13 protein-coding genes and 5 tRNA genes are annotated in these 13046 nt (G+C 70.7%); 4 read left to right on the forward strand and 14 right to left on the reverse strand.

The features are described 5' to 3' along the window. Positions 1 to 136: 136 nt before the first annotated feature. The gene (gene cofC, locus ACFZB3_RS47095) at positions 137 to 775 is read left to right on the forward strand and encodes a 2-phospho-L-lactate guanylyltransferase (RefSeq protein WP_391389464.1); all 639 of its coding nucleotides are present in this window, start codon (positions 137 to 139) and stop codon (positions 773 to 775) included. A gap of 9 nt (positions 776 to 784) precedes the next feature. Next, a complete protein-coding gene (locus ACFZB3_RS47100; RefSeq protein WP_391389466.1) occupies positions 785 to 988 on the forward strand; it encodes a hypothetical protein in 204 nt (67 codons plus the stop codon). Positions 989 to 1149: 161 nt separating this feature from the next. Here ACFZB3_RS47100 and ACFZB3_RS47105 read toward each other — a convergent pair whose 3' ends face one another. The 4 genes from ACFZB3_RS47105 to leuC form a co-directional block, all read right to left on the reverse strand. Next, positions 1150 to 1785 (reverse strand): HU family DNA-binding protein, encoded by a 636-nt coding sequence (locus ACFZB3_RS47105; protein ID WP_391389468.1) that lies wholly within the window; start codon positions 1783 to 1785, stop codon positions 1150 to 1152. A gap of 140 nt (positions 1786 to 1925) precedes the next feature. Beyond that, a complete protein-coding gene (locus tag ACFZB3_RS47110; protein WP_391389470.1) occupies positions 1926 to 2156 on the reverse strand; it encodes a hypothetical protein in 231 nt (76 codons plus the stop codon). 286 nt (positions 2157 to 2442) lie between these two features. Next, the gene (gene leuD / locus ACFZB3_RS47115) at positions 2443 to 3036 is read right to left on the reverse strand and encodes a 3-isopropylmalate dehydratase small subunit (RefSeq protein ID WP_391389472.1); all 594 of its coding nucleotides are present in this window, start codon (positions 3034 to 3036) and stop codon (positions 2443 to 2445) included. 6 nt (positions 3037 to 3042) lie between these two features. After that, entirely contained in the window at positions 3043 to 4473 is a 1431-nt protein-coding gene (gene leuC / locus ACFZB3_RS47120; protein ID WP_391389474.1) for a 3-isopropylmalate dehydratase large subunit, read from the reverse strand. A gap of 205 nt (positions 4474 to 4678) precedes the next feature. Between leuC and ndgR the strand changes: the two genes are divergently transcribed. After that, positions 4679 to 5395 (forward strand): IclR family transcriptional regulator NdgR, encoded by a 717-nt coding sequence (ndgR, locus tag ACFZB3_RS47125; RefSeq protein WP_089098541.1) that lies wholly within the window; start codon positions 4679 to 4681, stop codon positions 5393 to 5395. A 251-nt stretch (positions 5396 to 5646) separates the two neighbouring features. On the opposite strand, the gene ACFZB3_RS47130 is transcribed toward ndgR, so the two are convergent. Further along, on the reverse strand, positions 5647 to 6159 hold the full coding sequence (locus ACFZB3_RS47130; RefSeq protein WP_391389502.1) for a monooxygenase family protein: 513 nt from the start codon (positions 6157 to 6159) through the stop codon (positions 5647 to 5649). A gap of 101 nt (positions 6160 to 6260) precedes the next feature. On the opposite strand from ACFZB3_RS47130, the gene ACFZB3_RS47135 reads away from it, so the two are divergent. Further along, complete coding sequence (locus ACFZB3_RS47135; protein WP_391389476.1) at positions 6261 to 6905, forward strand: MerR family transcriptional regulator; 645 nt, start codon at positions 6261 to 6263, stop codon at positions 6903 to 6905. Between the two features lie 55 nt (positions 6906 to 6960). Here ACFZB3_RS47135 and ACFZB3_RS47140 read toward each other — a convergent pair. The 9 genes from ACFZB3_RS47140 to ACFZB3_RS47180 form a co-directional block, all read right to left on the reverse strand. Then, positions 6961 to 7033, reverse strand: a tRNA-Glu gene (locus tag ACFZB3_RS47140). A 43-nt stretch (positions 7034 to 7076) separates the two neighbouring features. Then, positions 7077 to 7148, reverse strand: a tRNA-Gln gene (locus ACFZB3_RS47145). Between the two features lie 21 nt (positions 7149 to 7169). Next, a tRNA-Glu gene (locus ACFZB3_RS47150) sits at positions 7170 to 7242 on the reverse strand. Between the two features lie 28 nt (positions 7243 to 7270). Continuing rightward, positions 7271 to 7343 (reverse strand) — tRNA-Glu (locus ACFZB3_RS47155). A 21-nt stretch (positions 7344 to 7364) separates the two neighbouring features. After that, positions 7365 to 7436 (reverse strand) — tRNA-Gln (locus ACFZB3_RS47160). 91 nt (positions 7437 to 7527) lie between these two features. Further along, entirely contained in the window at positions 7528 to 8307 is a 780-nt protein-coding gene (locus tag ACFZB3_RS47165; RefSeq protein WP_391389478.1) for an HAD-IA family hydrolase, read from the reverse strand. 27 nt (positions 8308 to 8334) lie between these two features. After that, the gene (locus tag ACFZB3_RS47170; RefSeq protein WP_391389480.1) at positions 8335 to 10587 is read right to left on the reverse strand and encodes a FlgD immunoglobulin-like domain containing protein; all 2253 of its coding nucleotides are present in this window, start codon (positions 10585 to 10587) and stop codon (positions 8335 to 8337) included. 180 nt (positions 10588 to 10767) lie between these two features. Beyond that, complete coding sequence (gltX, locus tag ACFZB3_RS47175) at positions 10768 to 12252, reverse strand: glutamate--tRNA ligase (protein WP_391389481.1); 1485 nt, start codon at positions 12250 to 12252, stop codon at positions 10768 to 10770. Beyond that, complete coding sequence (locus ACFZB3_RS47180; RefSeq protein WP_391389483.1) at positions 12245 to 13030, reverse strand: fumarylacetoacetate hydrolase family protein; 786 nt, start codon at positions 13028 to 13030, stop codon at positions 12245 to 12247. Before ACFZB3_RS47180 ends, gltX begins: the two co-directional genes overlap by 8 nt. Positions 13031 to 13046: the final 16 nt, after the last annotated feature.

Raw genomic sequence — 13046 nt, forward strand, 5'->3', positions numbered from 1 at the left:
ACTTCTTCCCGGCCTGGGATCGGGAAGAAGTGTGGCCCCGGCCCGCCGGCCTGTCGAGAACACCGTACGCCTCGGCGTCGCGACCGCCCCGTGGGCCCGGGTGACAATGAGGCAACAAGGGAGGGACGGTACGACTGTGCAGTGGACCCTGGTCATCCCGCTCAAGCCTCTGGCCCGTGCCAAGAGCAGGCTCGCGGACACCGCGGCGGACGGTGTGCGTCCGTCGCTGGCCCTCGCCTTCGCCCAGGACACCGTGGCAGCGGCCCTGGCCTGCCTGTCGGTGAAGGATGTGGCGGTCGTCACGGACGACACGCTGGCCGGCCGCGAGCTGTCGGCGCTGGGTGCGCGCATCGTCCCGGACACGCCGGGAGGCGGCCTGAACGCGGCACTGCGGCACGGGGCGGCGGCCGTCCGGGCATCGCGACCGGAAAGCCCCGTGGCGGCCCTGAACGCCGATCTCCCGGCCGTCCGCCCACTGGAATTGGCCCGGGTGCTCGACGCGGCCGCGGAATTCCCGCGCGCTTTTCTCCCGGACGCCGCGGCAATCGGCACCACTCTGCTGGCGGCGACTCCCGGCCATGAATTGGCGCCGGCATTCGGCCCGGATTCCCGCGCCCGGCACACCGCCTCGGGCGCCGCGGAACTGCGACTGGTGGACGTGGATTCGGTACGCCAGGACGTGGACACCGGCGCCGACCTGCGCGCGGCCCTGGCCCTGGGCGTGGGCCCCCGCACGGCCGCGGTGGCGGCCCGCCTGCTGATCCCGGACCAGTAGGCTGCGCTCATGCAGGCGACCGCATACACGTACGACCCCGAGACCCGCAGCGGCCAGGTACTCCTCGACGACGGGACACCGGTGCCCTTCGACGGCCCGGCGTTCGACGCGGGGGGCCTGCGGCTGCTGCGCCCCGGGCAGCGGGTACGCATCGAGACGGAGGGGGCCGGAGCCGACCTCCGGATCACCCTGGTGACTTTGCAGACGCTCTGAGTGCAGATACCCAGGGGCGCGGGGAACTGCGCGACCAGCCCCCCACGGCGCCGCACCCGAAACACGACGCGCATCCCTCAAACACACCGCGGGCCGGACTCCCCCAGGGAATCCGGCCCGTCGCGTGAGTATCCCGACCCCGCTGCCGAGCGGGCCCCGCCTCAGCGTGCGGCTGTCGTCTTCTTGGCGGTAGCCTTCCGCGCCGTCGACTTCTTGGCCGGCGCCTTCTTGGCGGTGACCTTCTTGGCCGGCGCCTTCTTGGCGGCCGCCTTCTTCGCCGTCGCCGTGGTCTTCTTGGCCGCCGCGGTGGTCTTCTTCGCCGCCGCCGTGGTCTTCTTCGCGGCAGCGGTGGTGGTCTTCTTGGCGACCGTCTTCTTCACGGCGGTCTTCTTCGCCACCGCCGTGGCCTTCTTCGCGGTGGTCTTCTTCGCCGCCGCCTTCTTCACCGTCGCCGAAGCGCCGCCGGTCAGGCTGCCCTTGGGCGCCTTCTTGACCGCGACCTCACCGCCGCGCGGGAGCTTCTTGGAGCCGCTCACCAGGTCCTTGAAGCCCTGACCGGCACGGAAGCGCGGCACGGAGGTCTTCTTGACCCGAACCCGCTCGCCCGTCTGGGGATTGCGGGCGTAGCGGGCGGGGCGGTCCACCTTCTCGAAGGACCCGAAGCCGGTGACCGAGACCCGCTCACCTGCGACGACCGCGCGGACGATGGCGTCCAGGACATGGTCGACAGCCTCGGCGGCCTGCTGGCGGCCGCCCATCTTGTCGGCAATCGCTTCTACGAGCTGCGCCTTGTTCACGTCTTCCCCTTCGGAGACATCGCCAGAACGAATGTGTTCAAGCTTTTTCGCACGTTAGGCAGATATATACCGCAAATCAAACACGAAACGGGCTTATCACCCTTGTGCCGCAACGGACTCGGCCGGCTCGTACGGTCCGGTCAGCGGTCCTCTTCGGGGATTCGACCCGCGTCGAGGTCCGCGTTGAACCGTTCGAGCCGCCGTGCCGCGTCGACGACGTCGTGTTTGGCCGCGGCCGTAATGACCAGCAGCTTCCGGGTCAGCGCCATCCGTACGCCCTCCGGGACTTGCAGTGCGCGCACTTTTGTGTGCGCTTCCTTGAGTTGGTCCGCGACCGCCGCATAGAGCTGGAGTTGGCCGTCGTGTTCCATGCACAGATTGTGCCATCTGGGGCGAGTTGTCGCCTGCGCAGGGTGCAACTGGCGCCTCAAATGGCCTTCCGGGCACTTGCGGAAGCCGCGGACACAGCACTCACGTACCCCGACAACATCCGCCCTAACGTGGGAAGTTGGCAAGACCTGCGACAACGCGAGCGCCCGTTCGGGTGCAGACATGGCTGTACCCCCAATCGTGGCGATCGGGGGTACAGGAGGGGTGTTGCGGTGGCTGAAACCAGCCGTATTCAGATGTGTCGGTTCACGCCGAAGCGGCGCCGGCTCAGACCTGGAGCGTCCGCGGCTTGTACGACGGCCGCTTGGCCTCGTAGGCGGCGATGTCGGCTTCGTTCCGGAGGGTGATGGAGATGTCGTCCAGGCCGTTCAGCAGCCGCCAGCGGGAGTTCTCGTCCAGCTCGAAGGAGGCGGTGACGCCCTCGGCGCGCACCTCGCGGGCCTCCAGGTCGACGGTGATCTCGGCCTGCGGGTCGTTCTCGGTGAGCTCCTGCAGCGCCTCCACGATCTTCTGGTCCAGGACCACCGTGAGCAGGCCGTTCTTCAGCGAGTTGCCCCGGAAGATGTCGGCGAAGCGGGAGGAGATCACGGTCTTGAAGCCGTAGTTCTGCAGCGCCCAGACGGCGTGCTCGCGGGAGGAGCCGGTGCCGAAGTCGGGGCCGGCCACCAGGACGGTCGCGCCCTGCCGCTCGGGGCGGTTGAGGATGAAGTTCTCGTCCTTGCGCCAGGCCTCGAACAGACCGTCCTCGAAGCCGTCCCGGGTCACCTTCTTGAGCCAGTGAGCAGGGATGATCTGGTCGGTGTCGACGTTGGAGCGGCGCAGCGGGACGGCCCGGCCGGTGTGCGTGGTGAATGCTTCCATGGCTGATCAGACTCCAGCGGGCGTGCGAACGTCGGCGTCGGACAGGTCGGCGGGCGAGGCCAGGTGGCCCAGGACGGCCGTGGCGGCCGCGACCTGCGGGGACACCAGGTGGGTACGGCCGCCCTTGCCCTGCCGGCCCTCGAAGTTGCGGTTGGAGGTGGACGCGGAGCGCTCGCCGGGGGCCAGCTGGTCGGGGTTCATGCCGAGGCACATCGAGCAGCCCGCGTGCCGCCATTCGGCGCCGGCGTCCTTGAAGACCACGTCCAGGCCCTCGGAGACGGCCTGCAGACCGACCCGCGCGGAGCCGGGGACGACCAGCATCCGTACGCCGTCGGCGACTTTGCGGTCCTTGAGGATCTCGGCGGCGGCGCGCAGGTCCTCGATGCGGCCGTTGGTGCAGGAGCCTACGAAGACGGTGTCCACGTTGATCGAGCGCAGCGGCTGGCCGGCCTCCAACCCCATGTACTCCAGGGCCTTTTCGGCGGCGAAGCGCTCCGAAGCGTCTTCGTACGAAGCCGGGTCGGGGACGTCCGCGGAAAGCGGTGCACCCTGGCCGGGGTTGGTGCCCCAGGTGACGAACGGCGAGAGCGCGGCGGCGTCGATGTGCACCTCGGCGTCGAATTCGGCGTCCGCGTCCGTCTTCAGCGTCTTCCAGTACGCGACCGCCGCGTCCCAGTCCTCGCCCTCGGGGGCGTGGGCACGGCCCTTGAGGTAGGCGAAGGTGGTCTCGTCGGGGGCGATCATGCCCGCGCGGGCGCCGGCCTCGATCGACATGTTGCAGATGGTCATCCGGGCCTCCATCGAGAGCTTCTCGATGGCGGAGCCGCGGTACTCCAGGATGTAGCCCTGGCCGCCGCCGGTACCGATCCTGGCGATGATCGCCAGGATCAGGTCCTTGGCGGTGACGCCGTCGGGCAGTTCGCCGTCGACCGTGATGGCCATGGTCTTGGGGCGGGCCAGCGGCAGCGTCTGGGTGGCCAGCACGTGCTCCACCTGGGAGGTGCCGATGCCGAACGCCAGCGCGCCGAAGGCACCGTGCGTGGAGGTGTGGGAGTCGCCGCAGACCACGGTCGTACCGGGCTGGGTCAGGCCCAGCTGGGGGCCGACGACGTGCACGACGCCCTGCTCGACGTCGCCCAGCGGGTGCAGGCGCACCCCGAACTCGGCGCAGTTCTTGCGCAGCGTCTCCAGCTGGGCACGGGAGACCGGGTCCGCGATGGGCTTGTCGATGTCGAGGGTCGGGGTGTTGTGGTCCTCGGTCGCGATGGTGAGGTCGAGGCGGCGCACCTGGCGGCCGTTCTGGCGCAGCCCGTCGAAGGCCTGCGGGCTGGTCACCTCGTGCAGCAGGTGCAGATCGATGAAGAGGAGGTCGGGCTCGCCCTCGGCGCGCCGGACGACGTGGTCGTCCCAGACCTTCTCCGCGAGTGTCCTACCCATCGCTTTCCCTCCGGCCGGCAGACGTGCACCGGCCCAACTAGAGATCTTGAGGAGGCGGCTGCCCGTGTACCGGGCCCCTGAAGTCGTGGTTCCGGGCGTCCGCCGCCGGGCCCGTTGGTCTGCGGGCCACCGTGTGATTCCAGGGTGGCGCGTTCCACGGAAAATTGAACTTGCGTTTCACAGAGTGAGACGTGAGTATCGTTGCATGGACAACAGTAGCGGCGTCGGCGTCCTGGACAAGGCGGCCCTTGTCCTGAGCGCCCTGGAGTCCGGTCCGGCCACCCTCGCGGGTCTGGTCGGGGCCACCGGACTGGCACGGCCCACAGCCCACCGGCTGGCCGTGGCCCTGGAACACCACCGCATGGTGGCACGCGACATGCAGGGCCGTTTCATTCTCGGTCCGCGACTCGCGGAACTGGCCGCGGCGGCCGGCGAGGACCGCCTGCTCGCGACGGCGGGCCCGGTGCTGACGCACCTCCGTGACATCACCGGAGAGAGCGCGCAGCTGTATCGCCGCCAGGGCGACATGCGGATCTGCGTGGCCGCCGCGGAACGTCTGTCCGGACTCCGGGACACGGTGCCGGTCGGCTCGACGCTGACGATGAAGGCCGGTTCCTCGGCGCAGATCCTGATGGCCTGGGAGGAGCCGGAGCGGCTGCACCGCGGCCTCCAGGGCGCCCGCTTCACGGCGACGGCCCTCTCGGGTGTCCGCCGCCGCGGCTGGGCCCAGTCGATCGGCGAGCGCGAGCCGGGCGTGGCGTCGGTGTCGGCGCCGGTGCGCGGCCCCTCGAACCGGGTGGTGGCCGCCGTCTCCGTCTCCGGGCCCATCGAGCGCCTGACCCGCCACCCCGGGCGCATGCACGCGCAGGCGGTCATCGACGCGGCGGCCCGCCTCTCCGAGGCACTGCGCCGCACGGGCTGAGCACCGACACGAACGTTCCCGTCGGAAGAGGCCGGCCTCAACGCCGCGGCAGGCTCTTCCGGACGGGAGCGGAGAAACTCAGGGGCGCTGGGGGTACCCCCGGCCGAAGGCTGGGGGAGGAACTGCGCGACCAGCCACACGCTGCCCGCACCCGCCCACCGACCGGAGCCCCCACGGCGCAGGATGTGCCACCACCGGCCGTCAGCCGTCCGCGACGCCGTCGTGGCTGGTCGCGCAGTTCCCCGCGCCCCTCACGGGGTGCTGCTGTCAGCGCTCCTGTAAGCGAACCGGTCCTTCGCGTACCGCCCCCGCTTCTCCACCGGGACGACCCCGCTCGCCGCGCCCAGGCCGAACTCCGGCATGTCGAAGTAGATCGACTCGTACGCGCCCTCGGGCGCCACGTACGTCTCGTGCCACAGGCCCACGTGCTGGCGCAGCTTCCCCGCGCGCTCCTTGCGGTTCACGATGCTCCACATTCCGTGGTGGACCATCTCCGGCGAACTCGCGTACGCGTACAGCTTCTCCTTGGACTCCCAGTACTGGACGACGTAGTACGTCCGCGGTGAAGCCGTCAGCAGGATGCGGCCGAGCAGTCCCCGGCCGGGGTCCCGTGCCAGCTCCCTCAGCATGCGGAACATCGACAGCATGACCGGGAGCCACTGGTGGACCGCCCAGAAGTGGTTGATGCGCATGCCGATGAGCAGGACCACCGCGTCGCCCTCGCGGGCAGCGGTCGTACGGCCCGGAATCGGTTTGGTGAACATCGAGACCATGTGGAACGGCACCCCCGGAGGCCTGTCGGATAGCGACACTATCCTTCTGTCGGTGTTTGGATAGTGGCACTGACCAAGGAGGCGCGCAAGACATGCGGCTTGCCCGGTTGAGCGAGCGCAGCGGGGTGTCCGCCGCGACGATCAAGTACTACCTGCGCGAGGGGCTGTTGCCGCCCGGCCGCCAGGTCAACGCCACGACCGCCGAGTACGACGAGGAGCACCTGCGCCGGCTGCGGCTGGTGCGGGCGATGATCCAGGTGGGGCGGATCCCCGTGGCGACGGTCCGCGAGGTGCTCGGGCATGTCGACGACGACTCGCTGGGCCGCACGATCAGGGTGGGCGCCGCGCTGTGGGCGCTGCCGCAGCTGCCGGAGCCGGACGAGGACGACGAGTACGTGCGGGCCGCGCACCGGGAGGCCGACGCCCTCCTCGACAGGCTCGGCTGGGAGAACGCCAAGCAGCTGACGACCATCTCCCCCGCGTACCGCCGGCTGGTGGTCGCGCTGGCCGCGTTCCGCCGGCTCGGTTACGACTGGGACGCCGAACTCCTCGTACCGCGGGCGAAGTTGATGTACCAGGCGGCCGTCGCCGATCTGGACTTCCTGGAGACGCATCCGTCGGAGGAGGAGAAGGCGGAGGCCGCGGTGGCCAGCGCGGTGCTGGTGGAGCCGATGCTCCAGGCGCTGCACCGGCTGGCCCAGGAGGAGGAGACGGCCCGGCGCTACGGCTTCGAGTAGGGCGCCGTGCGCACAGAAAGAAGGCCCCCCGCCGAAGCGGAGGGCCTTCATCGCGTACCCCCGACCGGATTCGAACCGGCGCTACCGCCTTGAGAGGGCGGCGTGCTAGGCCGCTACACAACGGGGGCGTGGATCTTACGAGCGCTTAAACTGCACCGCCGCAGATCCCAGCTGGTCTACCTGGACTCGAACCAAGACTAACTGAACCAGAATCAGTCGTGCTGCCAATTACACCATAGACCAATGATGGTTTAGACCAGTTCGTACCCCCGACCGGATTCGAACCGGCGCTACCGCCTTGAGAGGGCGGCGTGCTAGGCCGCTACACAACGGGGGCCCTAGCGATCATCCGTGGAAGATCTCCGTACCCCCGACCGGATTCGAACCGGCGCTACTGCCTTGAGAGGGCAGCGTGCTAGGCCGCTACACAACGGGGGCGTTGCAGATGAGCTCTGCGAGCTGGCCTACCTGGACTCGAACCAAGACTAACTGAACCAGAATCAGTCGTGCTGCCAATTACACCATAGGCCACTGGAACGCAAGCCCCTGAGGGGATCTTGTTCTAGTTTCGCGCCTCCGGTTCCGGCCTTTCGGCCCGCTCCCCGGCGGCGCAGGAAGAACATTACCTGAAGGTGGACGGGGCTCCAAAACGGGTATCGGCGCGGAGGATCGCGGGCAGTTCGGCGAGGGACGCGATCCGGTGCGGGCCGACGGGGGCGCCGGTCCCGGCGGCCGGGCCGGCGGACGGCCGGGGAACCGGTCCCGCGGCCGGCGTGGCGGAGAGTCCGGGGCGGTCGATCCACACCGACAGCAGCCCGGCGTCGGCCGCGCCCCGCCCGTCGATCTCCGGGTGGTCGCCGACGTACGCGACCTCGTGCGGGGCGAGTTCCAGCGCCTCGCAGGCGGCCAGGAAGGCGCCGGGGGCGGGCTTGGAGACGCCCAGTTCGGCCGCGCAGAGGACGGCCTCGAAGCGGTCGTACACCCCGAGCGTGCGCAGTTTGCGGTCCTGGACGTGCAGGCTGGAGTTGGAGAGCACGGCGTGCCGGTAGCCGGCCGCGAGGGCGTCCAGGGCGGGCAGGACGTCCGGGAAGAGGGCCCAGACGGCCTCGTAGTGCGTCAGGTACCGGCGGAACCAGTCGTCGGCCTGGGCGTCGGTCAGCTCCGCCCCCAGGAACACCCGCACCCGGTCGCGCCGCTGGTCCTCGAAGGACAGCTCGCCCGCCGCGAACCGCGCCCACTGCTGGTCGGTGATCTCCCGCCACCGCACCAGCGCCGCCTCCGCGCTCCCCCACCCCGCGAGCAGCCCCTCCGCCGCCAGGTGCGCCCGCATGCCCTCGCGGTCGGCACTCGTGTAGTCGAAGAGAGTGTCGTCCACGTCCCAGACCACGGCCCTGATCGTCATGACACCGACCGTACCCCGCGGGCGCCGTCAGCCCAGGGTGATCGTGCCGGTCAGGGTCAGGGTCCGGCCCTGGCCGTCGCGGGGACGCGCGGTGAGCTTCCAGGTGTACCTGCCGGTCGGGGCCGCGGCACCGCTGTCGGTGGTGCCGTCCCAGGCCGGGCGTACGGCCGCGCCCGTGGCGGCACCGGTCAGGGTGCGCCGGACCGTGCCCGAGGGCGTGGCGAGCGTCAGGGTCCAGCTGGACGGCTTGTTCAGCTGCCACACCGGCGACCAGGGCGCCGACCTGGTGATGACGGACGGCGAGTAGACCTGCGCGTCCATCTGGGCGAGCGGCGAGGTGGGGACGCCGCTGCGGGCGAGCCACACCTGCCCGTACGACGCGCCCAGGTAGGCGATCTGGCCGCCGAACCGGTCCACGGCCCAACGGCCGTTGCCGGCACCCGTGTTCTGGTCGGTCCTGGGCAGCACGGCGACGACGCGGGTCGTCGCGGTCCCGGTGTGGACGTCGGTGAGCAGCAGTTCGTGGGTGGTCCGGTTCTCGCGCACCAGGAAGCCGTCGCCGAGGCGGGCCGGGGAGGGGCCGGCCGGGACCGGGACGTTCCGCCTGGCCGCCCGGTCGTAGACCCCGGCCGGGCCGGAGGCGCCGCAGCTCCAGTAGAGGCGGCTGTTGACGGCCTGGATGTCGGTGGGGGTGCAGTGGGCGCCGGTGGTGACCGTGGTCGTGGTCCTGCCGGTCTTCAGGTCGTGGCCGGTGATCGACCCCTTGGTGGTGCCGGGCGTCCACAGGACGGTGCCCCACAGGGCCGCCGTGGTGCGGCTCCGGCTGAGCGCGACCGTGCCGGACGTGGCGCCGCGCGGGAAGTCGAGGATCTTCTGCACGCCGGGCGTGCCGCCGTTGTACAGGACGTAGCGGCCGGTGGCGCCGGCGATGCGGCCGCCGGAGTCGCCCGTCTGCACGTTCTGCAGGGAGGCGGTGTCGAGGCCGGTCTCGACCACGTACTCCCGGTCGGAGGAGTCGGTGAAGAGGTGGACGACGTGTCCGTCGCCGAGCGCCTCCAGCTGGGGGCAGGCGGCGTCGCCCGGGAGGCAGGTGGGGTCGGCCAGGGCGGGGCTGCGGCGGGTCTGGGGCCCGACCGGCACGCCGCCGGCGTCGAGCGCGAAGCTGGAGATCACATGGCCGCTGCCCTGCCTGCCGTCCAGGAACAGCTCACCGCCGGCCATGGCCAGCCCCTCGGCCCGTATCCGGTCGGCGGGGATCTGGGCCACCTTCCCGGTCGCGGTGCCGCCGTCCGCGGTGGGGGTGATGCGGTGGACGTTCCAGTCGAAGCTGGAGGTCCCCGCGGTGGCGAGTGCGCCGCCGTCCGGGGTCGGGCCCATGCCTCCGGAGGAGTTCGCGAGGACGGTGCGGGTCTCTCCGGTGGTCAGCGAGCGGGCCGTCAGCGCGGGCTTGGTGCCGCCCTGGACGAAGGTCGGGTTGCCGGTCAGGAGCTGGTCACCGACGACGGCCACCAGTTCGGCGCCCCAGGGGGTCATTCCGGTGGGCTGGGTGCCCGGGGCCGCGTCGACGCGGACGTACTTCCAGTCGGCGACCAGCCAGCGGTCGTTGAAGCGGACCGGCGGATCGGCGGCCACTCCCGTGACGTAGGTGCGGAAGGTGCCGTCGCCGAGGTCCACCAGCCCGACCGAGGTGGTGCCGTCCAGGGTGTAGACGATCGCGGCGCGGCGGACCGAGCCGCCCGGGACGTATCCGGTGGGCCGGGCGCCCGCGGGGAGTCCGGTCACGGGGAGGTCGGCGGTGGAGCCGTCGGCCGCGGCCCGCAGGACGTGCGGGGTGCCGGCGGCGTCCTCGGTGAGCACGCTCCAGCCGGACGTGGCCCGGTAGGTCTGGCCCGCCGGGACGGTGACGGTGGCGGTCGCGCCCGTGGAGCGGTGCCGCTGGGTCACCTCGGTACCCCCGTCCCAGGTGCTGACCACGTCGGTGCCGGTGGCCAGGTCGTCCGGCCCGGCGTGCGCGGGCGGGACGAAGCCCGGGTAGTCCACCCAGGTACCGGGGCCGACGGAGGTCCGGGGTTCCCACTGGAACCCGGACGCCCCCGCCCACATGTAGTACACATGGGTCGGCTCCCACGACCTGAGCGTGACGAACCCGGTCTGCCAGGGGTCCGCGGGCCCGGCCTGCGCGGGCGAGGTCCCCGCGACGCAGGTCAGCGCCGCTGCTCCGGCGACGACGGCCGTGGCCAGTCTGCGCGAACGGATCACTTCGTGCCGTGAACGGGTCACGTCCCCCACCCCCTGTACCGGTCGCGCATGCACATCATGCGCACAGGAAACATCCAACGTCCGCCCAGGAAGCGGGAGTCGGCCGTAGGGGTTAACTCCCGGAGACGGCTCGGGGGCTACCGGGGAACGCGTGAGGGGCGGCCCCCGGTGATCCGGTCGCCGCCCCTCACGCGCGCGTGGCTACGCGCTCAGCTTCGCCAGCGCCGCGTCGATCCTCGCCAGCGTCTTCTCCTTGCCCAGGACCTCCAGGGACTCGAAGAGCGGCAGGCCGACCGTGCGGCCGGTGACGGCCACCCGGACCGGGGCCTGGGCCTTGCCGAGCTTGAGGCCGTGGGCCTCGCCGGCGGCCAGGACGGCCTCCTTCAGGGACTCCGGGGAGGTCCAGTCGGCCGACTCCAGCTTCTCCCGGGCCGTGGCGAGGAGGGCGTCGCTGCCCTCCTTCATCGCCTTGGTCCAGGACGCCTCGTCCTCGGCCGGCTCCGCCAGGAACAGGAAGTCGACGTTCTCGGTGATCTCCGAGAGGACCTTCAGACGGGTCTGGGCGTGCGGGGCGATCGCCTCCCACTTCGCCTCGTCGAAGTCCTCCGGGGCCCAGGGGGCGAAGGGGGCCTTCAGCCAGGGGGCGCAGCGCTCCGTGAAGTCCTTCACGTCCAGCATGCGGATGTGGTCGGCGTTGATCGCCTCGCACTTCTTCAGGTCGAAGCGGGCCGGGTTGGGGTTCACGTCGGAGATGTCGAAGGCCGCGACCATCTCGCCGACCGAGAAGATGTCCTGGTCGGCGGAGAGCGACCAGCCCAGCAGTGAGAGGTAGTTGAGCAGGCCCTCAGGCAGGAAGCCCTGCTCGCGGTAGAGGTTGAGGGACGCCTGCGGGTCGCGCTTCGACAGCTTCTTGTTGCCCTCGCCCATGACGTAGGGGAGGTGGCCGAAGGCCGGGACCTGCTGGGCGATGCCGAGGTCGACGAGCGCCTTGTAGAGGGCGACCTGGCGCGGGGTGGAGGAGAGCAGGTCCTCGCCGCGCAGGACGTGGGTGATCTCCATCAGGGCGTCGTCGACCGGGTTGACCAGCGTGTACAGCGGGGCGCCGTTGGCACGGACGATGCCGTAGTCCGGGACGTTCTCCGGGGTGAAGGTGAGCTCGCCGCGGACCAGGTCGGTGAAGGTGATCGTCTCGTCGGGCATCCGGAAGCGGACGATCGGGGTGCGGCCCTGGGCCTTGTACTCCGCCACCTGCTCCTCGGTGAGGTCGCGGCAGTGGCCGTCGTAGCCGGACGGCTTGCCGGCGGCGCGGGCGGCCTCGCGGCGGGTGTCCAGCTCCTCCTGGGAGCAGTAGCAGTGGTAGGCGTGACCGGCGTCGAGCAGCTTGGCGGCGACGTCCCGGTAGATGTCCATCCGCTGCGACTGGCGGTACGGCGCGTGCGGGCCGCCGACCTCGGGGCCCTCGTCCCAGTCGAAGCCCAGCCAGCGCATCGCGTCGAGCAGCTGGTTGTACGACTCCTCGGAGTCGCGGGCCGCGTCGGTGTCCTCGATGCGGAAGACCAGCGTGCCCTGGTGGTGCCGGGCGAACGCCCAGTTGAACAAGGCGGTGCGGACCAGGCCCACGTGGGGGTTACCGGTGGGGGACGGACAGAAACGTACGCGAACGGGAGTGCCGGGTGCGCTAGCCACGCTTGACAACCTTGTTGGTGAGAGTGCCGATGCCTTCGATGGTGACGGCGACCTCGTCGCCGACGCTGAGGGGGCCGACCCCTGCCGGGGTGCCGGTGAGGATGACGTCTCCGGGGAGCAGTGTCATGGCCTCGGTGATGTTGACGATCAGGTCCGCGATGGAGTGGATCATCTCGCTCGTACGGCCGAGCTGGCGCTGTTCGCCGTTGACCGTGAGCTGGATCGTCAGGTCGGACGCGGTGGCGAGGTCCAGGTCCGTCTCCACCCAGGGGCCCAGCGGGCAGGAGGTGTCGAAGCCCTTGGCGCGGGCCCACTGCTTCTCGCGCTTCTGGACGTCGCGGGCGGTGACGTCGTTGGCGCAGGTGTAGCCGAGGATGACGTCCGCCACGCGCTCGCGCGGGACCTCGCGGCACATGCGGCCGATGACCACGGCCAGTTCGGCCTCGTGGTGGAGGTCCTGGGAGAAGGTCGGGTACTGGATGTCGTCGCCGGGGCCGATCACCGAGGTGGACGGCTTGAAGAAGGCGAAGGGGACGTCCGGGACCTCGTTGCCCAGTTCCTTCGCGTGCTCCGCGTAGTTGCGGCCGTAGGCGACGACCTTGTTGGGGAGCACCGGCGGGAGCAGGCGGACCTTGCTGACCGGGACCTTCGTACCGGAGAGCTCGAAGTCCGCGAACGGAATGCCCTTGATGATGTCGAGGACGAGTTCGTCCTGCTTGTCGCCCTCGACGGCGCCGAAGGCGACGTTCCCGTCGATGGAGAACCTGGCGATGCGCACGGGATCCTTGCGCCCC

The organism is Streptomyces sp. NPDC008092 (assembly GCF_042957285.1).
Lineage (GTDB): Bacteria > Actinomycetota > Actinomycetes > Streptomycetales > Streptomycetaceae > Streptomyces.